Raw genomic sequence first — 20,743 nt, forward strand, 5'->3', positions numbered from 1 at the left:
GTCCTAGCAGACTCGCCGCCATAAAGCGGCAGCATCCTTTTTGGACTGGCGCGGCGACGACGGAGGGTGTATCCGCCCCGCTCCGAAAACGAGAAACCCATGTTCACCCACGCCATCGCCATGAACGCACCGAAGACCCGAGACCGCTTGTCGGTCCAGGGCGAAGGCGCGCGCGTGGGAGAGGCCTAGGGAAGGAACGTCGGTCCATCGACTTCGGATTTCCAGAAACCCCTCCCGCTTCCGGCCGGAGGGGTTTCTTGCATTCGCGGGTCCCTTTTCGCGCCGGTCCGGAAGGATCGAAGACAGACAGAAAAGGAGACGTCGGCCATGCCTGGCTATGACGTGATCGAAAGTCCGGGCGCGCCGATCAAGGCGTGGACCCGGGGCGTGCCCATCGAGGATGCGGCGCTGCAACAGCTGAAGAACGTGGCCTCCCTGCCCTTCATCCACAAGCACGTGGCGGTGATGCCCGACGTGCACTGGGGCATGGGCGCGACGGTGGGTTCGGTGATCCCGACGCTGAAGGCGATCATCCCCGCCGCCGTGGGCGTGGACATCGGCTGCGGCATGATGGCGGTGCGGACCTCGATCCGGGCCGAACACCTGCCCGACGACCTGTCGGGCGTTCGCTCCGCCATCGAGGCGGCGGTTCCGCACGGCCGCACGGACAACGGCGGCCGCAACGACAAGGGCGCCTGGCAGTCGGAGCCCCCGGCCGCCGCCGCGACCCGCTGGGCGGAACTGAAGGCGGGCTATGACGCCGTGATCGAGCGCCACCCCAAGGCGGGGCACCCGCGCGGCTACGGCCACCTGGGCACCCTGGGCACGGGCAACCACTTCATCGAGCTGTGCCTCGACGAGGCGGGCGACGTCTGGGTCATGCTGCACTCCGGCTCGCGCGGGGTGGGCAACCGCTTCGGGACCTACTTCATCGAGCGGGCCAAGCATGAGGCGCGGCGCTGGCATCTGAACCTGCCGGACCAGGACCTGGCCTACTTCCCCGAGGGGACGGACGGCTTCGTCGACTACGTCCGCGCGGTGTCCTGGGCGCAGAAGTACGCCCGCGCCAACCGCGAGGTGATGATGGAGCAGGTGCTGGGGGTGCTGAAGGCGATCTGGCCCGATCTGACGACGACGAAGGAGGCGGTGAACTGCCACCACAACTACGTCTCGAAGGAGAAGCACTTCGGCCAGGAGGTCTACCTGACCCGCAAGGGCGCGGTGTCGGCCAGGGACGGCGAGCTGGGCATCATCCCCGGATCGATGGGGGCCAAGTCCTTCATCGTGCGCGGCAAGGGCAATGCGGACAGCTTCTGCACCTGCTCGCACGGCGCGGGCCGGGCCATGAGCCGGACCGAGGCCAAGCGCCGCTTCACCCTGGAGGATCACGCCCGTGCGACCCAGGGCGTGGAGTGCCGCAAGGACGCCGCGGTGATCGATGAAACGCCGATGGCCTACAAGGACATCGACGCCGTCATCGCCGCCCAGGCCGACTTGATCGAGGTCGTCCACACCCTGCGTCAGGTGGTGTGCGTCAAGGGATGACGGGAGCCGGTCGCGCACAAACGCGGCCGGCTTTCGTCGTTTCGCGCCCGACGCGGCGTAACGACGCTCATTAATTTCGAGACAGGCCGCATCCATACGGCCATGCTTCAGCCTCCCTAGGTCATCACGCATCTCAAGAGGCCCCGAATGCGCTCCTTCGCCTGCATGGTTTCCGTCCTGGCGCTCGTCGCCGCCGTTCCGGCTCTCGCCGCGACTGAAGCGGCCGCGCCAGCGCCGGCAGCATCGGTCGCCGTCACGCCCTACACCGCCGCCCAGTTCTTCGAGACGACCAGCTTCTCGATGGCCAACCCGGACGGCCTGGCCTTTTCCGAAGGACGCAGCCACGTCCTGATCTCGTCGGACAAGACGGGGGTGTTCAACGCCTACGCCCTGCCCGTCGCAGGCGGCGAGCCCGTGCCGCTGACCGCCTCGACGACCAACGCCACCATCGCCCAGAGCTATTTCCCCGACGGTCGCCGCGTCCTGGTGGCGGCGGACCAGGGCGGCAACGAACTGACCCACGTCTATGTGCGCGAGACGGACGGGACGCTGCGCGACCTGACGCCGGGCGACAAGCTCAAGGCCGGCTTCGTCGGCTTCAGCGACGACGGCAAGACCTTCTGGCTGACCAGCAACGAGCGCGACGCGCAGGTCTTCGACCTCTACGCCTATGACGCCGCGACCTATGAGCGGAAGCTGATCTTCCAGAACCCCGGCATGGACGTGGCCGCCGTCTCCGGCGACGGACGCCTGGTCGCCCTGACCAAGTCGCACACCAGCGCCGACTCCGACATCTATCTGGCCGACCTGCAGGCGGGCGGCGAGCCCTATCTGATCACCCCGCATACCGGCGACGTCGCCTATGAGGTCAGCGGCTTCGGCCCGTTCGGCGCAACCCTGATCTACACCAGCAATCAGGACGGCGAGTTCGCCCAGGCCTACGCCTATGACATCGCCAACAAGGCCCACAATCGGACGACCCAGGCCGACTGGGACGTCATGTACGTCTCCTATTCGCCCAATGGTCGATACCGCGTGACGGCGGTCAACGCCGACGCCTCGACCGAGCTGACCATCGAGGACGCGCAGACCCGCGCGCCGGTGCGCCTGACCGGCCTGCCCCAGGGCGACATCACCGGCGTCCGCTTCGACCCCGGCGCAGGCCTGGCCGCCTTCACCGTCGTGTCCGACACCTCGCCCGCCGACATCTTCGTCGCCGACCTGGCGACCGGACAGGCGCGCCGCCTGACCCACGCCCTGAACCCGGCCATCAAGGAAAGCGACCTGGTCGAGGCGACCATCGTCCGTTATCCGGGCGAAGGCGGGGTGATGGTCCCGGCCGTCCTCTATCGGCCCAAGGGCGCCTCGGCGGCCCATCCGGCCCCGGCGGTCGTCCTGGTCCACGGCGGGCCGGGCGGCCAGACGCGGCGCGGCTATTCCGCCATGGTCCAGCACCTGGTCAATCACGGCTATGCGGTGCTGGGCGCCAACAACCGGGGCTCGTCCGGCTACGGCAAGACCTTCTTCCACATGGACGACAAGAAGCACGGCGAGGCCGACCTGCGCGACATCGTCGCCGGCGGCGACTGGCTGCGCGCCCAGGACTGGGTGGCCGACGATCAGGTGGCGGTCATGGGCGGCTCCTACGGCGGCTACATCACGGCGGCGGCCCTGGCCTTCCATCCCGAGAAGTTCGAGGCCGGCATCGACATCTTCGGCGTGACCAACTGGGTGCGGACCCTGCAGTCCATTCCCGCCTGGTGGGGCGCGCAGCGCGTGGCCCTGTTCGACGAGATGGGCGACCCGGCCGTGGACGCGGAGCGCCACCGCGCCATCTCGCCCCTGTTCCACGCAGAGAAGATCCGTCGCCCCCTGCTGGTCGTCCAGGGCGCCAACGACCCGCGCGTGCTGCAGGTCGAGAGCGACGAACTGGTCGAGAAGGTCCGCGCCAACAATGTGCCGGTCGAATACGTCGTCTTCCCCGACGAGGGCCACGGCTTCCAGCGCCGCGCCAACCGCGTCACCGCCCAGGAAGCCTATCTGGCCTTCCTGAACCGCTACGTGCGCAAGGCGGACTGAGGCGTCAGGCCGCTTCCTCGACATGAAGGACGGCCCGGTTGCGGCCTTCCTTCTTGGCGCGATAGAGGGCCGCGTCGGCCGCCTGCAGGGCGGCGTGGCCCTCGCGGTCCATGCCCGGCCGCCAGCTGGCGACGCCGAAGGACATGCTGGTGCTGCCCAGGGCCTGATTGCGCTGACGCAGGGAGATGCCGGCGATGGCCTGACGCACCGCCTCGATCCGCTGCAGCAGGGCTTCCGGCGTCGTGCCGGGGGCGATGACGGTGAACTCCTCGCCGCCGTAGCGGCAGACGATGTCGCCGTCGCGGAAGCGGTGGCCCAGTTCGGCGGCGACGGCCTGCAGCACCAGGTCGCCGGCGTCGTGGCCGAACTCGTCGTTGAAGCGCTTGAAGTGGTCCACGTCGCACATGACCACGCACAGGGGGCTGCCCGACCGGGCGGATCGCGCCACCTCCAGCGCCAGGGCTTCTTCCATGTAGCGACGGTTGAACAGGCCGGTCAGCGGGTCGCGGATCGTCTGTTCCTTCAGGTCGCGCTGCAGCTGATGATTGACCATGGCCGAGGCGATGTTCTCGACCAGGACCTTGATGCGGAAGCCGCTCTCGACGTCCAGCACCCCGTCCAGATGCAGGACGCCGATGACCTCGCCCGAGGCCAGCAGGGGTTCGCAGTGATAGGCGTGATCCTTGTCGCCAACGTGGTCGCAGACGATGTCCGCCCCCGGCTCCCCGACAAAGTGGCTCTGGCCGCGACGCAGGGCCCAGCACTGATCCGGCCCGAAGGCGTCGCCGTCGCCCCCATGCTCGCCCCAGGTCGAGATCGGGACCAGCAGGTTGCGCGAGTTGTTGTAGGCGTAGAGCACGCCCGGCAGGCCCGGCAGGACGCGCGGCACGAAGGCGTGAATGACCTGGGCCAGCTCGGCCTCGGTGCGGGCCGCCTGCATCCGGTGGGCCATGCCGCCCAGCAGTTCGATCACCTCGCCTCGTTCACGCAGGACCTGACTGCTGGACAGAAGTTCGTGATGAACCTGTTTCAGTTCATGCTCGCTGCGCCTCTGATCGCTGGAGGCCGCCGCCACCCGATCCGCCATCTGGTTATAGCCCTGAGCCAGGCGGTTGAACTCGCGAGACCCCATGCGGTCGGTGATGCGCTGATCCAGATCGCCCGCGCCCAGGCTGGTCATGGCGCGGGTGATGACCCGCACGGGGCGCCGGATGCCGCGAATGACCATGACCGAGACCGACAGCGAGAACAGGGCGATCAACGGCCCGCCGATCAGGGCCAGCCGCTTGCCCCACTCCAGGCGTCGCTCGGCCGCCTCGATCCGTTCGGCCTGCAACCGACGCTCCTCGCTGAGGAACTCCTGCGACGCCAACAGGACCTGGCCCATGGAATCCAGTCCGCGCCCGCCGGCGATGGCGGCCTCAGCCTCGTCGAAGCGGCCCTGGCGCGCCAGGTCCAGCGGCTGACGCAGCAGTTCCGTCCGTTCCGACAACAGGCCGCCGAAGGCCTGGACGCGCGCCTTCTGGGCAGGGTTGTCCTTGGTCAGCTCGACCAGGTCCGAGAAGGCGTGCAGCGAGTCCGCGACCCGACGGTCAAAGGACTGGGCGTAGCCGGGATCGCGCGTCAGGACATAGCCGCGCTGGCCGGATTCCGCGTCCCGCAACCCCGCCATGGTCTCTTCCATGGCCTCGATCACCTGGGCGGAGTGCGTCACCCAGCGGAAGCTCTCGCGACTCTGCCGCGAGGCGTCGACGAGGGACGCGACCAGGGCCAGCAAAGCGATCACCACCAGGGCGCCCACGGCGGCGATCCTGGACGTCAGGGACAGGAACATGGCCCAAAAGTTAACGGCGGAGAGTTGACGGAAACTGAATGGCCTCGGGCCGTTCAGATTTCCATCCGCTCGACCAAGGGCCGCGCCTGCAGGGACCGGATGGCCTGTTTGATCCCGTCGAACACGGGACCGGCGTCCTGCTCCATCTCGGCGTAGGCGCGCTCGAACTCTCCATCGAGGCTGTCGAGCAGGGCCAGTTGCTCGCGTCCCTTGTCCGTGATCGCGATCAGGATCACGCGCTGGTCCTGGGGGTCGGGCTGACGGACGATCAGGCCCAGGGTCGCCAGCTTCGGGATCTTCTGCTGGATCAGCTGGTGCGACCGGTCCAGCGCCCGCCCCAGATCGGCGACCGAGACCGGGCCGAGCAGGGCGATGGCCCCCATCAGGGATGAGGACTTGACCGGAATGACCAGGCCGGCGCGCTTGAAGACCTCGGCCGACTGCTGCTCGATCAGTTCGCTCAACTGCTCGCTGAGACGGCCCAGGAAGGTGCGGTTCAACTCGATCATTCGCCCGACGGCTCCCTCAATTCAGGCGGCGATAGACGGTCGTCTCGCCAGACTTGTCGACGCGCTCCAGTCCCGTGACGGCGCCGTTCGCGCGCACCAGCCGGAACCGGTAGTCATCCGATCCCTGAACTGCAAACAGATCCTTCCCGATCGGATCAAGCGCGAGAACGAAGCGATCGCGCCAGTGATAGGCGAGGCCGGTCGGGGTGCGGACCAGGGTCCGCCTCTCATAGGCGCCGGCCGCCTCATCCAGGTCCGCGGCGCTCGGGACCTGGCCGGCGATGGCGAACTCCACTGGGACCAGGGACCATGCGGCCTCCGCGTCGCCGGCCTCGGCCCGGCTCTGCAACAGGAATTTCTGCGCCGCCAGCAGGGCGCCGGAGGCCGGCACGGCCAGATCGGGCGTCACGCCGACGCCCTCGAAATCCTGTCCCTTGATCGGGTCCCTGATCTGGCCGATCGGCACCTGGAGCATGAACCGGTCGTCGACCGGCACGCGGGTGACCGGATGGGCGCCGCCGGCGGTCTGTTCGCCGATCACGGTCGCACGGCCCAGCCGCTGCAGCGAGAAGGCCATCCACTCGGCGGCCGAGAAGGAGGTCGATCCGGTCAGGACCACGACGGGAACATCGCCTGACCTCTGGCCCGGCACGGCGGCCAGGTTCCATTGCCCCCGCGCCACCCTCTTGCCGTCCTCGGTGTAGTTGTAGTCGAAGAACTCCTGTTCCTTGCCGGCCGGATACAGGTAGCTCATCAGCAGTTGCGCCATCTCCAGGACGCCGCCGTTGTTGTAGCGAAGGTCGAAGATGATCCCCTTGGCGCCCTCGGTGAAGCGCATGGCCCCCGCCGCCGCGTCCTGGGCGTACTGGGGGTCGGCGAAGAAGTCGAAGCGGATGTAGGCCAGCCCCCCGTCCAGCCGCCGCGCGTCGCGGAAACCGAAGTTGGCCGCGCGTTCGACGTCGCGCCGCGCCTGGGTCGTCGCGTCTCCGCTCGCCTTGGCCTGACGGCTGGCGGCGACCTCGTCAGGGTCGAAGGCCACCGAGAAGTGCAAGTCCCGGCTCGCCTTCATCATGCCTCGCGAAAGGCTGTCCGCGAACTGGTCGGCGTCGACCGGTTCGGACCGGACCTGCCGGCCCAGCTCCGCCGATATGGCGGGAATGCGATCCGGGAAGACGTAGTTTCGCTGCAGCGTCGCCTCGAGGCGAGAGACGACCTCTCGCTGCGCCTGCTGATCCAGCATCTTGAGGTCCGCCGCCTGGGCGAATACCGATCCCGGCGCCAGGACAGCGGCCGCCAACAGGGAGATGAAGGTCCGAGAAAACATCGCCGCTCCTATTTGTACAATATATTGCGCAATATGTTGTACAAATAGGCCTGTCAAACGCCATGACGCGCTTTTCGTTGGAAATCAGGCGGGTGCGGTCGAGATTCAGCCAGGCGGCGGTTCCGCGAAACGCGACGGCCCGCCAGCGCGGCCCGCATTGTCCGCGAGCGCCCTGCCGTTATATCTCATCGTTCACCCGCCTTGAGGACACGATGCGATTAGGCCCCACATGCCCAAGCTGTGCGAAGACCGTGCCCCCTGGGGCGGACGCAATGGAACCTCGGCAAGCCGTTTCCATGTTCGCGATGCAAGACGGCGCTCGTCGTTCCGAAATCCAATGCGACCACGCTGGGGCTGGGATTGATCGTGACCTTCTGGCTGTTCCGAGACCGTTTTCCGCCGGAATGGGGCGGTCAGTTCGGCCTGCTCGGCCTCATGGTGGTTGTCGGCCTGCCGCTGACCTGGGCGACGACAAAGGTCCTCTTGGCGAAGGCCGAAAATCGAAACGAGGCTTAGCCCGAGAGGGCCGTCGCCCTCCCCTCGGCCGCCCTCGCCCCCAACCGCTTTCCACCCCGAGCGCCAAGGTCCGTTTTCGGCGCCGAGGCTCAGGCCCGAAATCGACCCGTTGCGGACATTGGACGCTACGGGCCCGCGCTGGCATTCGCGGCGCGCGATGTGACCATCGCGAAGATCAGCCAGACGGTGGCGACTGGTCCAGCCAGAAGACCGGTAACTGCAATGGTATTCGCGAAGAACGCATGAATGGCTTGGCCCACCGCCAGACCGACGAAAGCCAGTGCGAACAGGATCAACAACGCCATCAGCGGCGCGAACTGCAATCCTATCGTGAAAGCCGCAACTCGGCGGAGCCTGATCGCGTGCACCAAGGCGACGATGCCGAGTCCGAGGCCTGCCAGGTAGACCCACCAAAAGAAGAACCCGGCCAGGAAGATCATCTGAACTGCCGCCAAGGCTGAATCTGATGAAGCATTCATTGGCTAAGTCTCGCATCCGCATTCCGGATCGGCAATCCACCCGTAGCCGACAGTCCGCTCTCCCTGCCTTCCCGACGTCTCGAGAGTCCGGCCCCCAGACAGCGGCGCCCCTAACCTGCGGATTACCAAAGCTTCACTGGCGACGGGGAAGGCAAGATGATCATTGGCGGCTCTCTTGATCGGAGCCGCCATGTCGTTGCACCGCCTTGTCCTCGCCGTAACGATCGCAGTCGGGCTGATCGGCGCGCCGGTCCACGTCCTGGCCAGGTCGATGACGCAGTCCTCGACCGCCGCTGAACTTGACGCCTGGGTTCGGCGCCAGATGGAGCTTCGTTCGATCCCGGGGATGCAGGTCGCGGTCGTGAAGGATGGACGCATCGTCCACTCCGGCGCCTATGGCGCGGCCAATCTGCAGACCCCTGTTCCAGTGACCGAGGACACCGTCTTCTCGATCAATTCGGCGACCAAGACCTTTACCGGGGTCGAGATCATGAAGCTGGTCCAGCGCGGCGAGGTCAGCCTTGATGCGCCGGTCTCCACCTATCTTCCGGACCTGCCCGACGCCTGGCGTCCGATCACGGTGCGCCAACTGCTGACGCATATGTCGGGCCTGCCGGACATCCTCACGCCGGGCGGCGGCTATGTGGGACAGGACAGGCCCGGCGCCCTCGCCGCCCTCGCCGACCTGCCGCTGCGATCCGTTCCGGGCGAACGCTTCTCCTACAACCAGACCAACTACGTCCTGCTGCAATGGATCATCGAGCGGGCGCGCGGCCGCGACTTCGAGGCGGTCGTGGGCGCGGATGTGTTTGCAGCGCTGGGCATGAGCCGGTCCGGCTTCGGGGACTCGCTCGACGTCGTTCCAGGCAAGGCCGACAGCTATCGCTTCAGCAGCCCCGCCGGCGACGCCCCGGCCCGCCTTCAGAACGTGCACGAACTCTTCCCGCCCTATACCCGCAGCGCCGCCGGCCTCAACAGCACGGCGACCGATCTGGCGCGCTGGCTGATCGCGCTTCAGGCCGGCGAGATTCTTGATCCGGCGACGCTGGACGCGCTCTGGGCGCCGGGGCGCTTCAACGACGGCCGGACAGGGGAATGGGCCAACGGCTGGGTGATCGCCAAGCGTGCAGACCATCCCTCCGTCGGGATGATGGGCGGCGGTCGTTCCGCCTTCTTCGTCTACCAGAAGGACCGCGTGGCGGTGATCGTCCTGAGCAATCTGGCCGGCGCCTATCCTGAAGAGATGGCCGATCCCCTCGCCGCCCGCTTCATTCCCGGCATGACGCTGAGCGGAACCACCGCCCTGCGCGAGCGGCTGGAAGCGGAAGGCTTCGATCGGGCCGAGCCGATCGCGCGGGAACTGGCGGCGCGGGACGGCCTGGCCGCTCTGCCCGAGAGCGAACTGAACAGCTGGGGCTATCGCCTGCTGTCCGGCGGCAAGATCGCCGAGGCCCTGACCTTGATGAAGCTCATCGTCGCCCTCTACCCGGAAAGCAGCAACGCCTACGACAGCCTGGGCGAGGTCTACGCCCGTTCCGGCGACAGGCTTCGCGCCATCGAAAACTACCGCCAATCGTTCGTGCTCGATCCGGCGAACCTCAATGCTGCGGAACAGTTGAAGAGGCTCGGCGCCGAGAAGTGACGAGGCGGCCAAAAGATCGAAGCCGCCCGTTGCAGGTGTTGGATTCGAATGCGCGGCCAAGGTAGACGGGTTCGCCGGAGGCCATGCTGAATATGAAAAACATCCAGGTGATAGATGGTGCAATCAACGCCAGCTATTCAATCTTCGCGGCCACGGACGAGGAGTTCTCCGCGATCTTTCCCGGCAAGGGTCAAGACATAGAATTTTCGGAAGACTTCTTTCGTCGAGCCAAATCCGAGACTGCAACCGCCATTATGGCGCGCATCTAGGAACGGCAGGTCGACAAAAAGAAGGTCGTGGGCATCCACGGCACGCTTTTCTACGGCCTTACCGAGAAAAAGAAATTCTACGAACGCAAGCGGGAGCCCGTCATCGACTGGCGATCCGTCCCCTAGTCACCCTTTAGTCGACCGCGGCCGGTTTCCGGCCTGACGGCCAATGTCCGCTTTCAGCGCCAAGGCTCAGGACCGAAATCGACCCATTGCAGATTTCATGAAGCGGCTCGTTGGGAGACCAGCCCCCAAATCATGCCTACCGACCAAATAACGAGGAAGCCGAACACGAGGAAGCGGTAGAGGCTTAGCAACTTAACGCCATGCGGGGCGAGCTGATCTCGTTTAATGAAAATCGGGAACGCCCAATACCAAGCCCTCCTCTCTTCTGCCTTAAGCTCGGAAAACAAGAGAAGTCCGACGAAAAAGGTCAGAGGAAGCCACAGCAGCAAGGCAACCCCAGCCATTATTCCTGCGATATGTAGGAGAGCTTCCATATAGGCCTGCCTTCCGACAGCCCTTAGGCCGCCTCGTCCTTCGGCATGACGTCGCCCACGGTCGGGCGGTTTTCTGCCCAGGTCAGGGCGATGTCGCGGGGTTTGACGATCTCGTTGCAATGGCCGCAGGCGATGCGGGGTTTGAGGTCGTGGCCGCAGGTCTTGTGGACCATGGAGATGCCGCTGTCGGCGTCGCCGTAGACGTGCTTCTCGCCCCAGGCGTGCAGGGTGACGAGGACGCCGTACAGGTCCTTGCCCTTGGCGGTCAGGACGTACTCCTTGCGCGGCGGGCGCTCGGAATAGAGCTGGGGCTCCAGGACGCCGTGCTGCACCAGGGATTTCAGCCGCGCCGCCAGGACGTTGCGGGCCACGCCCAGCCGGTCCTGCCACTGTTCGAACCGGCGCACGCCGTTGAAGGCGTCGCGGATGACCAGCAGGGTCCAGGGGTCGCCGATCACCTCCAGCGTGGCGGCGATCGAGCAGCTCTGGCGGCTATAGTCGGCGGTGCGTCCCATAAAATGAAAGTGACCCCGCGTCAGGCTTTTGACAAGTGGGTTGCCAATCGCCACGCAGTTTGTCAGTTTTCTTTCGCAACGAACTGGCGGCTCCCCTCCTCCGGTTTCTGCATTCCTCGACTTGCGGGCGGGGACGCGTCAGTTTCCGCCCGCCTCTTTCGACCGCCGTTCAAGTGAACCGATGACCGAAGCCGCCCCCCTGCCTCATCCCCTGCCCCGCCCCCTGCATGACGCCCTGACCCTGACGCCCTCTGACGAGGGCCTGTCGGCCCATCTGTCCGGCGAATTCTCCAACGGCCCGATCAGCGCCCCGCCCGAAGCGGGCTTTCCCTTCGGCGGCCTGCTGGCGGCCCTGTGCGCCGGGGCCATGCGGCAGGGGCTGGAGATCAAGGCGCCTTTGCGCAGCCTCAGCGTCCAGTACCTGGCCGCCGCCAAGTACGGCCAGCCGATCCATTTCCGTCCCCGGTTGCTGCGCGGCGGGCGCAACGTCGCCTACGCCGTGGTCGAGGCCGGTCAGGGGTCGCGCCTGACCCACCACGCCGCCGCCACATACGGCGCCGACGCCGAGACCGCCCAGCCGCTGAGCCCGCTGTCGGCCCCGCCGCCGTCGCTGGAAAGCCTGAAGGACGCGCCGGGCATCAGCGGGCCGCTGGCCCCGCGCTTCTCGCAGCATGTCGACTATCGCTTCGACGGAGGGCCGAACATCCTGGGCGGCAACGAGGGCAAGCCGGTCGTGGAGCGGGTGTGGATGCGGACCCGGGACGGGGCGCCGCTGGACGAGCTGCGGCTGGCCTATCTGCTGGACGCCCTCTATCCGCCCGCCTGGACGGCCTTCAAGGCGCCGCCGATGATGACGACGGTGGACCTGCGCTACGACATCCTGGCCGATCCGACGCCGGAGACGGCGCCCGACGGCTGGGCCTTCTTCGAATACCGGCTGCTGGACCACGGCCTGGGCTGGTCGATGGACGAGGCGATCGCCTGGGGCGCGGACGGCCGCCCCCTGGCCCTGGCCCGCCAACGCCGCAAGCTGCTGTGAGGCGCCGCTTGCCAGCGGGCCTTCGCCTCCCCTAATCCCCCATCAAACGATTCATCCACGGAAACGCCTGTCATGACCGCCGCTGCCGATCCCGTCGTCATCTGCTCCTTCGCCCGCACCCCGATGGGCGGTTTCCAGGGCGCCCTGTCCACGGTCAAGGCGACCGACCTGGGCGCCGCCGCCGTCAAGGCGGCCGTCGAGCGCGCCGGCGTCGCCCCTGAGAAGGTCGAGCAGATCTTCATGGGCTGCGTCCTGCCCGCCGGCCTGGGCCAGGCCCCGGCGCGTCAGGCGGCCATCGGCGCGGGCCTGAGCAAGCATGTCGAGGCGACGACGGTGAACAAGATGTGCGGTTCGGGCCTGCAGTCGGCCATGATGGCCCATGACGCCCTGCTGGCCGGCACGGCCGAGGTCATCGTCGCGGGCGGCATGGAGTCGATGACCGGCGCCCCCTATCTGATGAACAAGCACCGCGGCGGCGCCCGCATCGGCCACGACGTCATCGTCGACAGCATGATGATGGACGGCCTGGAAGACGCATACTCCCCCGGCAAGGCCATGGGCGTCTTCGCCGAGGACGCGGCGGCCCAGTACCAGTTCACCCGCGAACAGATGGACGAGTACGCCATCGAGAGCCTGACCCGCGCCAAGAACGCCATCGCCTCGGGCGCCTTCAAGGCCGAGATCGTTCCGGTCGAGGTCGCCACCCGCAAGGGCCCGGTCACGGTCAGCGAGGACGAGCAGCCCGGCAAGGCCGACGCGGCCAAGATCCCGACCCTGCGCCCCGCCTTCACCAAGGACGGCGCCATCACCGCCGCCAACGCCAGTTCCATCTCCGACGGCGCCGCCGCCGTGGTCATGACGCGCGAGAGCACGGCCAAGGCCCTGGGCCTGCCGATCGTCGCCCGTGTGGTCAGCCACGCCGCCCACGCCCATGAGCCGGGCCTGTTCACCACCGCCCCCGTCCCGGCCATGCAGAAGGCCCTGAAGAAGGCCGGCTGGTCGGTCGAGGACGTGGACCTGTGGGAGGTCAACGAGGCCTTCGCCGTCGTCGCCATGATCGCCCAACAGGAACTGGGCATCGACCGCGCCAGGCTGAACGTCAACGGCGGCGCCACGGCCCTGGGCCACCCCATCGGCGCCTCGGGCGCGCGCATCCTGTCCACCCTGCTGGCGGCGCTGCAGGCGCGCGGCGGGAAGAAGGGCGTGGCGTCGCTGTGCATCGGCGGCGGCGAGGCCGTGGCCATGGCGGTGGAACTGGTCTGACCGGTCTGCGTTCTCCACGGTCACGCTTTCTCTAGATCGTGGAGACCCTCCCCCTTGAAACTCCCCTCCATCCTTTTCGCGGGCGTCGCCGCCCTGACCCTGTCGGCCTGCGCGACGGCTCAAGCCATGACTGAAACCGCCCCCTCCTCGGAGCAGGCCGACGCCCTGAAGGCCTTCCCCGCCGCCACGGCGGGCCAGGCCCGGCATGTCGTCAACCTGCCCAGCCGGTCGGACGAAGACGCGCTGAAGGTCGAGCTGATCCTGGGCAAGACCCAGACGGTCGACTGCAACCGCCAGTTCTTCGGCGGTCGCCTGGAGACCCGCACGGCCGAGGGCTGGGGTTATGACTATTACGTCCTGCCCGCGCTGGGGAACGCGGCCAGCACCCTGATGGCCTGCCCGCCCGGGTCGGAGCGCCAGGCCTTCGTGACCACGCAGGAGCAGCCGCTGATCCGCTACAACTCGCGCCTGCCGGTGGTGGTCTACGCCCCGTCGGACGTCGAGGTGCGTTATCGCGTCTGGCGCGCGGGCGAGACCCAGACGGCGCGCTGATCCGAGCCGTTCATGGACATGAGGCGGGGGCGTCGGTCGGTTTCGACCGGCGCCCTTGTCGTTTCAGGCCGCGTCTCGGCCTTGGTTTCCCGGCGCATAAGCGCAGCCAGGGAGCCGCATCCGGCGCTCAGGACGATCATGGGACGACTCCTGCATTTGCGAACCATTTGCAGGTTTGCGCAGAGTCGGCCTTCGTGCAAGCGTCCGCCTCCATTTCTTTCAGGAGAGTCGCCATGCGCGAAGACGGCAAGCTGGACTATCTCGAACTGCCGGCGACGGACCTGGCCGCGCACAAGGCCTTCTACGCCCAGGCCTTCGGCTGGAGCTTCCAGGACTACGGCCCCGCCTATGCGGCCTTCAGCGAGGGGCTGGACGGCGGCTTCACCCCGGACGCCATGACGCCCAAGCCCCTGCCCGTCCTCTACGCCCACGACCTGGAGGCCATGCAGGCCAAGGTCGAGGCGGCGGGCGGAGACATCACCCACGCCATCTTCGACTTCCCCGGCGGGCGCCGCTTCCACTTCCGCGACCCGTCTGGCAACGACCTGGCCGTCTGGTCGGAGAAATAGGTCCTACTTCGGGTCCAGGGTCTGGGCGATGCGTTCGGCCTCGTCGCGGTCGGCGCCGTCCAGGCCCATCAGCCAGACGTGGATCTCGGCCGGATCGCGGGACTGCTGGAACAGGTGTTCCATGGCGATGCGGCGGGTTCCCTCGGTCACGACGACCGAGACCCGGCCCGCCGCCGTGACCTGTTCTCCGTCATAGATGGGGAACTGCGACGACGGCCCGACATAGATCATCAGATAGGTCTTGCCCGCCTTGCGCGCCGAATAGACGTGCGAGCCCGGCGCCGCGCGGCTCTCGAACAGCTGGAAGCCCGCGGGCAGGTCCACGGTGAACGGCAGGGCCGCGCGGGCCGCGGCGCTGAGGGCCGCAGGCGCGGCCGGAGCCGGGGCCGGAGCGGCGGAAGCGGTCGGCGCGGGCGTCGTCGGAGCCGGCGCGGTCTGGGGACGCGGCGTGGGAGCGGGCTGAGGACGAGGAGCCGGGGTCGCGGGGGCGCGGACGGCGGGCGTCTGAACAGCCGGAGCCTGGGCAGGCGGCGTCTGGGGTCGGGGCGCAGTAACGGGCGCGGTAACGGGAGCAGCCGGAGCCGGGCGCGCCGCCGCCGGAGGCTGAGCCTGGGTTTGAGGACGGGCGGCGGGCGCGGGCGTTGCGGTCGGGCGCGGCGAGGTCGCGGCGGGCGCCGGGGTCCGGCTCTGAGGCTGGGCCGGGGTCACGGCGGCGGGGCGCGTCGGCGCGGGGGCGGCGGTCGGGGCCTGTGCGGCGGTCGCGGGCCGGGCGGGCGCGGGCGGAGCGCCGTTCAGCATCCGCGTCAGTTCCTCGGCGGTCGGCGAGGCGCGACCCTGAGCCGAGGTTTGGCCGGGTGTCTGGGCCTGGACCGCGAGCGGAGCGGCGGTCAGGAGGGCGGCGGCGATCAGCATCGTCTTCATGCCTGAAACCTTGGGCGCCCGCCCCCGGCAGGTCAAGCCGCCGTCAGTTCGACCCAGAAGGTCGCGCCCTGGCCCGGCGCCGAGATCACGCCGATCTCGCCGCCCTGAAGCTCGGTCAGGCGCTTGGCCAGGGCCAGGCCGATGCCGTGCCCCTCTATGCTCGACCGCTCCAGCCCCAGGCGGTTGAAGGGTTCGAACAGCTGGGCCTGCTTCTCCAGCGACAGGCCGGGCCCCTTGTCGATGACCTCGATGCGGACCCGGGCGTCGGCCCAGGCCGCGCGCAGGCGGACCTTGCCGCCGGCGCCGCCGTACTTGACCGCATTGCCCGCCAGGTTGCCGACCACCTGGGCCAGGCGGTCGGAGTCCGCCAGGGCGATCAGGCCGTCCTCCTCGATCACCACCTCTATGGCCACGCCCTTGGCCTCGGGGTTCAGCAGCAGGCTGCGGCGGACGTCTTCCAGAAGACCCGCCACGTCGGTCGGGCGCAGGTCGACCTTGACCGCACCGGCCTCGGCGCGGGCCACGTCCAGCAGGTCATGGGCCAGGGTTTCGACCTGGCGCGCGGTCTTGACCAGCATCTGGGCCATGTCGACCTGTTCGGCCGTCGTCGGACCCAGGTGGCCGCCGGCCCAGAGTTCGCCGATGCCGATGACCCCGCCGACCGGGCTCTTGATCTCATGGGCCACATTGGCCAGCAGGCGGGACTTGGCGGCCGAGGCGCGTTCGGCGCGTTCGCGGCCCGCGCGGGCGCGGTCGGCCAGGCGGTCGCGCTCCTCCAGCAGGGCCGCCACCATCAGGATGGGCATGTAGCCCAGCAGGACCAGGAGTTGGGCCAGCAGGGCGCGATGTTCGGAATCGAAGCTGTGGTAGGGGCCGTGTCCGGCCATGGTCCCGCCGATGGCCATGATGGTCACCAGGGCCAGGGCGATGGCGATGCCCGCCACGCGGAACCGCACCGCCATGGTCAGCAGGACCGGCATCAGCAGGAAGCCGTAGGGCAGGCTGAGGTGAGAGAAGATGGCGTAACAGGCTCCGCCGATCAGGCCCAGCAGAGCCGCCCCCTCGATCAGGCGGACCGGCTGGCGGAACACGGCCAGATGTCGACGACGGATCGCCAGGCCCAGGGTTCCGATCACGGCGAAGCCCAGGGCGTGGCCGAACCACCAGATGCGCAGGTTGTCGATGAAGTCGACCCCGGTCAGGGAGTCCACGGCGAAGGCGCTGAGCACGGCCGACGGCAGGGAGGCGACGGCGCAGACGGAGAGGAAGCGGGTCAGGCCCTGGACCGAGTTGACGCTCAAGCCCGGCACGAAACGCCGGGCCAGGACCGCGGCCAGCACGATCTCCAGCAGGTTCAGCACGGTGAACATCACCGACATGACCGGGCCGTTGCCGACCAGGAACTCGCCCGCCAGCACCGCCACGGCGATCAGGCCGCCGAAGCCCATGTCGTAGGCCAGGCCGCGCCCGCCGCGCAGCCACACCGCCATGGCCAGGCCGCCCGCGCCCCACAGGGCGGCGATCAGGCCGTTGGTGCGCGCGAAGCCGATGGCCAGGACCACCAGGACCGTGACCCCGACCACCGTCAGTATGGGCGCCAGGGGCTGCCGGAAGAAGGCGACGTTCGACGCCGTGCTCCCGCCTTCGGCCAAGGCGGTTTCGGAATGGTCTTCCGGCCTGTCGAGCGCACGGCTCAGGGTCATGTTGGGTTCCGACTTACGCGACTGTCGCCCCCATGATGACCGGCTTTTTCTAAATATCCTCTGAAGTCAGAAGGCGTTCGCCAGGGCCGCGTCGAAAGCGCGCACCGCCGCGCCCGGCCCTTCCGGATGCTTCCAGATTCCGGCGCTGACGGCGACGAAATCGGCCCCCGCCGCCGCGACCTGGGCGGCGTTGTCGACCGTGATCCCGCCGATGGCGACGCAGGGGACCTCCATCGTCTCCTGCCAGATGGTCAGTTCGATCAGGTCGGGCCTGTGCGTGGTTTCCTTGGTGTCCGTCGGGAAGAAGGCGCCGAAGGCCACATAGTCGGCGCCCGCCTCGGACGCCTCCATGGCCAGGTGGCGGCTGTCGTGGCAGGTGGCGCCGATCATGGCGTCCGGCCCCATGATCCGCCGCGCCTCGGCGACCGAGGCGTCGTCCTGACCCACATGAACCCCGTCGCAGCCGGTCGCCCGGGCCAGGTCGGGCCGGTCGTTCAGGATCACCGCCGTCCCGTGGGCCTGCGCCACGGGCGCCAGCCGCGCCACGGCGGCGCGGACGACATCGTCCCCGACGTCCTTCAGGCGAATCTGCAGGGCCGCGACCGGTCCCGCCGACAGGGCCTGCTCCAGCAGGCCGGCGAAGGCGTCCAGGTCCTCGATCGCCGGCGGGGTGATCAGGTAGAGCTGGCAGGGCGGGCGGGGCGGAAGGACGGGTTGACGAGCCATTCCCCCGCCCTGCCCGTCCGCGCGCCGGGCGTCAATGTCGCATCCCCATGCGAACGATTTGCACTCGCCTTAATAAATGCTATAGCGAGCCATTCTCAGTTTTCGCCGGGGCCGCCTCGCCTTGTACGTCTGTAACTGTAACGGCCTTCGCCAGCGTGACGTCGCCCAAGCCATCGAGGCCGGCGCGACCCGTCCCAAGGACATCTTCGCCGCCAACCAATGCTCGCCCCAGTGCGCCAAGTGCGTGTGCGAGATGCGCGACATGATCCAGGAAACCCAGGCCGCCTTCGCCCTGGCCGCCGAATAGGCGAACCACGCGTCCTTCGCCCGCCGCACAGGAAAATCACTCGCACTATCAATGCAGTGATAAGTACTCGCAAATAATCAAACGCCGTCCGACCGTGTTAAAAGCCTCTTCGACAGGCTGCGGATCGAGTCTGGACGCCGTTCGGGCGTCCGTTCCGCGTTTGAGAATGAAAGGCGAAAGACCATGAAGGGCGATCCGGCGATCATCCGCACCCTGAACGCGGTTCTGACCAATGAACTGACGGCGGTGAACCAGTACTTCCTGCACGCCCGCATGTTCGAAAGCTGGGGTCTCAGCCACCTCGGCAACGTCATCTACGAAGAATCGATCGGCGAGATGAAGCACGCCGACATGCTGATCAAGCGTATCCTCTTCCTCGACGGCCTGCCCAACCTGCAGGACCTGCACAAGCTGAAGGTCGGTGAAGACCCGATCGAATGCCTGGGCGCCGACCTGAAGCTGGAGATCGACAGCCGCGCAGCCACCGCCGCCGCCGTCACCCAGTGCGAGGAAGCCCGCGACTACGTCAGCCGCGACCTGCTGATGAAGATCCTGGCCGACACCGAGGAGCACATCGACTTCCTCGAGAACCAGCACAGCCTGATCAAGCTGATGGGCGCGCAGAACTATCTGCAGTCGGCCATGAAGGAGATCGTCACGGACGGCGCCGCCACCGGCGGCTGACCTCCGGACGCAGGTCATGGAATGAAGGGGCGGTCGAGATGTCGGCCGCCCCTTTTGCTTGGGCCTAGAGCACCTCGCGTCGCGCCAGATGGGCCACGGCCAGGATCAGGACGACCAGGCCCAGTCCGCCGCCCAGCCCCAGGGCCGTCTGCATCCGCCAGGCCTCGGTCGCCAGGATGTTGACCGGCATCTGCCAGGGCATGAAGACGCCCTGCTTGGCCGCCGTGGCCACCACGGCGAAGAAGGTCCCGCCTATGCCCACGGCCAGGGCGGGGACGAAGCTGGCGAAACGCAGGGCGACCCAGAACTGGATGGCGATCATCAGGGTTCCGGCCACGAGCATGAGGCCCAGGATCCGGGCGTAGTTCGCCAAGTCGAAGACGCCCGTCGGCGCCACGGCGGGCTTGATCACCCCCGCCAGCCAGACCGAGGTCGACGACAGGGCCAGGACGCCTGCGTTCATCAGGGCCGTCAGAGCGATCACGCAGGCCGCCTTGGCCGCGTACAGGCCCCAGCGCGGGATCGGCAGGGCGCGCAGATGATCCCAGGACCTGGGCCCGTGCTCCATGTGCGCGACAAGGGCGGTCAGGGCCGTCACGCTCATCGGCATCATGAAGAAGGCCCAGATCGCCGACCCGTTCGTCATCCACATGTCCCAGGACGAGGCCTCCTTGCCGCGCAGGACCATGAAGAAGCCGAAGACGGCGATCAGGCCGGGAGCCGCCGCGGCCAGCAGCAGGGCCAGGGAGCGGTTCAGCTTGCGAACCTCGACGGACAGGACGGAGAGAACAGGCGGCGTCATGCGGCCTCCGAAAGGGGTTGGGGGTTTTCCGTGACCCGGCGGTACAGGGTCTCCAGCGAATGCTCGCGCGCGACGACGGCGAAGACGGCGACGCCCTGCTCCACCAGGGCGCGGTTCAGGCGGGCGGTCGCGGCGTCATGGTCCTGGCCCGGACGCAGCCGCGCGGTCAGGCCTTCGTCGGTCCGGGTCACGGTCAGGTCGTATCCGGCCAGCACCGCCGCCGCCCGGCCCGGGTCGTCCACCCGCAGATGGATTTCGGGCGCCCCGGCCGCCTTCAGCGCCGACAACTCGCCTTCCAGCACCAGCCGCCCCTGGTGGATCACGCCGACATGGCCGGCGATCTGCTCGATCTCGCCCAGCAGGTGGCTGGACAGGAGGACCGTCGCGCCGGTCCGGGCGGGCAGGTCGCGCAGGAAGCGGCGCATCTCGACGATGCCGTCCGGGTCCAGGCCGTTGGTCGGTTCGTCCAGCAGCAGGACCGGCGGGGCGCCCAGCATGGCCCGCGCCAGACCCAGTCTCTGCCGCATGCCCAGGGAATAGCCCGCGACCCGGCGCCCGGCGTCGGCCTTCATCTCGACCACCGCCAGCACGCGGTCGATCTCGGAGACCGGCAGACCCAGCAGGCGACGGCTGAGGTCCAGGTTCTCGCGCCCCGTCAGATTGCCGTAGAAACCGTGCGCCTCCAGCAGGGCCCCGACCTTGCGCGCCGCGCCCATGCGGTCGCGGGCGACGTCGATCCCGTCGATCCGCGCCGTTCCGGCGGTCGGGCGGATCAGCCCCAGCAGCATCTTCAGCGTCGTCGTCTTGCCCGCGCCGTTGCGGCCCAGGAAGCCGTAGACGGCCTGATCCGGGACGGTCATCGACACCGCCTCCACCGCCGTCCGCGCGCCGAAGCGCCGCGTCAGCCCTTGCGTCTCTATCATTCCGGCCATGACCGGAGCCTCCATTTCGTTTAAGTCTTAGAT

At 68.1% G+C, this 20,743-nt stretch carries 21 protein-coding genes and 1 pseudogene; 11 read left to right on the plus strand and 11 right to left on the minus strand.

What is annotated here, in order from left to right; genetic code table 11:
- The first annotated feature begins 327 nt into the window (after positions 1-327).
- Positions 328-1,545 carry an RtcB family protein gene (locus ABIE19_RS13640; protein ID WP_354089760.1) on the plus strand — a complete coding sequence of 406 codons (1,218 nt, stop codon included), beginning with the start codon at positions 328-330 and terminating at the stop codon, positions 1,543-1,545.
- A 147-nt stretch (positions 1,546-1,692) separates the two neighbouring features.
- Positions 1,693-3,624 (plus strand): S9 family peptidase, encoded by a 1,932-nt coding sequence (locus tag ABIE19_RS13645; protein WP_354089761.1) that lies wholly within the window; start codon positions 1,693-1,695, stop codon positions 3,622-3,624.
- A 4-nt stretch (positions 3,625-3,628) separates the two neighbouring features.
- Here the strand turns inward: ABIE19_RS13645 and ABIE19_RS13650 are convergent, their stop codons facing one another.
- The 3 genes from ABIE19_RS13650 to ABIE19_RS13660 are packed head-to-tail and all read right to left on the minus strand — an operon-like array spanning position 3,629 to position 7,291.
- Positions 3,629-5,458 (minus strand): diguanylate cyclase, encoded by a 1,830-nt coding sequence (locus tag ABIE19_RS13650; RefSeq protein ID WP_354089762.1) that lies wholly within the window; start codon positions 5,456-5,458, stop codon positions 3,629-3,631.
- A 53-nt stretch (positions 5,459-5,511) separates the two neighbouring features.
- On the minus strand, positions 5,512-5,967 hold the full coding sequence (locus ABIE19_RS13655) for a MarR family winged helix-turn-helix transcriptional regulator (protein WP_354089763.1): 456 nt from the start codon (positions 5,965-5,967) through the stop codon (positions 5,512-5,514).
- Positions 5,968-5,983: 16 nt separating this feature from the next.
- Positions 5,984-7,291 (minus strand): S41 family peptidase, encoded by a 1,308-nt coding sequence (locus ABIE19_RS13660; RefSeq protein WP_354089764.1) that lies wholly within the window; start codon positions 7,289-7,291, stop codon positions 5,984-5,986.
- Between the two features lie 360 nt (positions 7,292-7,651).
- On the opposite strand from ABIE19_RS13660, the gene ABIE19_RS13665 reads away from it, so the two are divergent.
- Complete coding sequence (locus ABIE19_RS13665) at positions 7,652-7,807, plus strand: hypothetical protein (protein ID WP_354089765.1); 156 nt, start codon at positions 7,652-7,654, stop codon at positions 7,805-7,807.
- A 125-nt stretch (positions 7,808-7,932) separates the two neighbouring features.
- Here the strand turns inward: ABIE19_RS13665 and ABIE19_RS13670 are convergent, their stop codons facing one another.
- Positions 7,933-8,247, minus strand: coding sequence for a hypothetical protein (locus tag ABIE19_RS13670; RefSeq protein ID WP_354089766.1), 315 nt, complete (start codon positions 8,245-8,247; stop codon positions 7,933-7,935).
- A gap of 229 nt (positions 8,248-8,476) precedes the next feature.
- Here ABIE19_RS13670 and ABIE19_RS13675 point away from each other — a divergent pair, with 229 nt between their 5' ends.
- Together ABIE19_RS13675 and ABIE19_RS17515 are read left to right on the plus strand one after the other, a co-directional pair.
- The gene (locus ABIE19_RS13675) at positions 8,477-9,928 is read left to right on the plus strand and encodes a serine hydrolase (RefSeq protein WP_354089767.1); all 1,452 of its coding nucleotides are present in this window, start codon (positions 8,477-8,479) and stop codon (positions 9,926-9,928) included.
- Between the two features lie 92 nt (positions 9,929-10,020).
- A pseudogene (locus ABIE19_RS17515) lies at positions 10,021-10,323 on the plus strand (hypothetical protein).
- A 95-nt stretch (positions 10,324-10,418) separates the two neighbouring features.
- Here ABIE19_RS17515 and ABIE19_RS13685 read toward each other — a convergent pair.
- Together ABIE19_RS13685 and ABIE19_RS13690 are read right to left on the minus strand one after the other, a co-directional pair.
- Entirely contained in the window at positions 10,419-10,667 is a 249-nt protein-coding gene (locus tag ABIE19_RS13685; RefSeq protein WP_354089769.1) for a hypothetical protein, read from the minus strand.
- Positions 10,668-10,720: 53 nt separating this feature from the next.
- Entirely contained in the window at positions 10,721-11,212 is a 492-nt protein-coding gene (locus ABIE19_RS13690; protein WP_354089770.1) for a winged helix-turn-helix transcriptional regulator, read from the minus strand.
- Positions 11,213-11,393: 181 nt separating this feature from the next.
- On the opposite strand from ABIE19_RS13690, the gene ABIE19_RS13695 reads away from it, so the two are divergent.
- From ABIE19_RS13695 to ABIE19_RS13710, 4 genes are all read left to right on the plus strand, one after another.
- Positions 11,394-12,251 carry an acyl-CoA thioesterase gene (locus ABIE19_RS13695; protein WP_354089771.1) on the plus strand — a complete coding sequence of 286 codons (858 nt, stop codon included), beginning with the start codon at positions 11,394-11,396 and terminating at the stop codon, positions 12,249-12,251.
- 72 nt (positions 12,252-12,323) lie between these two features.
- Positions 12,324-13,514: a thiolase family protein gene (locus tag ABIE19_RS13700; RefSeq protein WP_354089772.1), complete on the plus strand. Its 1,191-nt coding sequence runs from the start codon at positions 12,324-12,326 to the stop codon at positions 13,512-13,514.
- A gap of 54 nt (positions 13,515-13,568) precedes the next feature.
- Entirely contained in the window at positions 13,569-14,066 is a 498-nt protein-coding gene (gene eco / locus ABIE19_RS13705) for a serine protease inhibitor ecotin (RefSeq protein WP_354089773.1), read from the plus strand.
- A 233-nt stretch (positions 14,067-14,299) separates the two neighbouring features.
- Entirely contained in the window at positions 14,300-14,635 is a 336-nt protein-coding gene (locus ABIE19_RS13710; RefSeq protein ID WP_354089774.1) for a VOC family protein, read from the plus strand.
- Positions 14,636-14,638: 3 nt separating this feature from the next.
- Here the strand turns inward: ABIE19_RS13710 and ABIE19_RS13715 are convergent, their stop codons facing one another.
- The 3 genes from ABIE19_RS13715 to thiE all read right to left on the minus strand — a co-directional run bounded on the left by ABIE19_RS13715 (position 14,639) and on the right by thiE (position 17,985).
- Positions 14,639-15,556, minus strand: a complete 918-nt coding sequence (locus tag ABIE19_RS13715) for a hypothetical protein (RefSeq protein ID WP_354089775.1) — start codon at positions 15,554-15,556, stop codon at positions 14,639-14,641.
- Between the two features lie 32 nt (positions 15,557-15,588).
- Positions 15,589-17,259, minus strand: coding sequence for a sensor histidine kinase (locus tag ABIE19_RS13720; protein WP_354089776.1), 1,671 nt, complete (start codon positions 17,257-17,259; stop codon positions 15,589-15,591).
- Positions 17,260-17,325: 66 nt separating this feature from the next.
- Positions 17,326-17,985 carry a thiamine phosphate synthase gene (thiE, locus tag ABIE19_RS13725; protein WP_354089777.1) on the minus strand — a complete coding sequence of 220 codons (660 nt, stop codon included), beginning with the start codon at positions 17,983-17,985 and terminating at the stop codon, positions 17,326-17,328.
- A 121-nt stretch (positions 17,986-18,106) separates the two neighbouring features.
- On the opposite strand from thiE, the gene ABIE19_RS13730 reads away from it, so the two are divergent.
- A complete protein-coding gene (locus ABIE19_RS13730) occupies positions 18,107-18,292 on the plus strand; it encodes a (2Fe-2S)-binding protein (protein ID WP_354089778.1) in 186 nt (61 codons plus the stop codon).
- A 183-nt stretch (positions 18,293-18,475) separates the two neighbouring features.
- Positions 18,476-18,976, plus strand: coding sequence for a bacterioferritin (bfr, locus tag ABIE19_RS13735; RefSeq protein WP_354089779.1), 501 nt, complete (start codon positions 18,476-18,478; stop codon positions 18,974-18,976).
- A gap of 64 nt (positions 18,977-19,040) precedes the next feature.
- Here bfr and ABIE19_RS13740 read toward each other — a convergent pair whose 3' ends face one another.
- Positions 19,041-19,778 carry an ABC transporter permease gene (locus ABIE19_RS13740; RefSeq protein ID WP_354089780.1) on the minus strand — a complete coding sequence of 246 codons (738 nt, stop codon included), beginning with the start codon at positions 19,776-19,778 and terminating at the stop codon, positions 19,041-19,043.
- Positions 19,775-20,710: an ABC transporter ATP-binding protein gene (locus ABIE19_RS13745; RefSeq protein WP_354089781.1), complete on the minus strand. Its 936-nt coding sequence runs from the start codon at positions 20,708-20,710 to the stop codon at positions 19,775-19,777. Before ABIE19_RS13745 ends, ABIE19_RS13740 begins: the two co-directional genes overlap by 4 nt.
- Positions 20,711-20,743: the final 33 nt, after the last annotated feature.

This window comes from Brevundimonas faecalis, from assembly GCF_040549405.1.
Classification (GTDB): Bacteria; Pseudomonadota; Alphaproteobacteria; order Caulobacterales; family Caulobacteraceae; genus Brevundimonas; species Brevundimonas faecalis.

Coding starts and splice junctions, on each gene's coding strand:
- ABIE19_RS13640 (WP_354089760.1), top strand. CDS start 328: ATGCCTGGCTATGACGTGATCGAAAGTCCGGGCGCGCCGATCAAGGCG.
- ABIE19_RS13645 (WP_354089761.1), top strand. CDS start 1,693: ATGCGCTCCTTCGCCTGCATGGTTTCCGTCCTGGCGCTCGTCGCCGCC.
- ABIE19_RS13650 (WP_354089762.1), bottom strand. CDS start 5,458: ATGTTCCTGTCCCTGACGTCCAGGATCGCCGCCGTGGGCGCCCTGGTG.
- ABIE19_RS13655 (WP_354089763.1), bottom strand. CDS start 5,967: ATGATCGAGTTGAACCGCACCTTCCTGGGCCGTCTCAGCGAGCAGTTG.
- ABIE19_RS13660 (WP_354089764.1), bottom strand. CDS start 7,291: ATGTTTTCTCGGACCTTCATCTCCCTGTTGGCGGCCGCTGTCCTGGCG.
- ABIE19_RS13670 (WP_354089766.1), bottom strand. CDS start 8,247: ATGATCTTCCTGGCCGGGTTCTTCTTTTGGTGGGTCTACCTGGCAGGC.
- ABIE19_RS13675 (WP_354089767.1), top strand. CDS start 8,477: ATGTCGTTGCACCGCCTTGTCCTCGCCGTAACGATCGCAGTCGGGCTG.
- ABIE19_RS13685 (WP_354089769.1), bottom strand. CDS start 10,667: ATGGCTGGGGTTGCCTTGCTGCTGTGGCTTCCTCTGACCTTTTTCGTC.
- ABIE19_RS13690 (WP_354089770.1), bottom strand. CDS start 11,212: ATGGGACGCACCGCCGACTATAGCCGCCAGAGCTGCTCGATCGCCGCC.
- ABIE19_RS13695 (WP_354089771.1), top strand. CDS start 11,394: ATGACCGAAGCCGCCCCCCTGCCTCATCCCCTGCCCCGCCCCCTGCAT.
- ABIE19_RS13700 (WP_354089772.1), top strand. CDS start 12,324: ATGACCGCCGCTGCCGATCCCGTCGTCATCTGCTCCTTCGCCCGCACC.
- ABIE19_RS13710 (WP_354089774.1), top strand. CDS start 14,300: ATGCGCGAAGACGGCAAGCTGGACTATCTCGAACTGCCGGCGACGGAC.
- ABIE19_RS13715 (WP_354089775.1), bottom strand. CDS start 15,556: ATGAAGACGATGCTGATCGCCGCCGCCCTCCTGACCGCCGCTCCGCTC.
- ABIE19_RS13720 (WP_354089776.1), bottom strand. CDS start 17,259: ATGACCCTGAGCCGTGCGCTCGACAGGCCGGAAGACCATTCCGAAACC.
- thiE (WP_354089777.1), bottom strand. CDS start 17,985: ATGGCTCGTCAACCCGTCCTTCCGCCCCGCCCGCCCTGCCAGCTCTAC.
- bfr (WP_354089779.1), top strand. CDS start 18,476: ATGAAGGGCGATCCGGCGATCATCCGCACCCTGAACGCGGTTCTGACC.
- ABIE19_RS13740 (WP_354089780.1), bottom strand. CDS start 19,778: ATGACGCCGCCTGTTCTCTCCGTCCTGTCCGTCGAGGTTCGCAAGCTG.
- ABIE19_RS13745 (WP_354089781.1), bottom strand. CDS start 20,710: ATGGCCGGAATGATAGAGACGCAAGGGCTGACGCGGCGCTTCGGCGCG.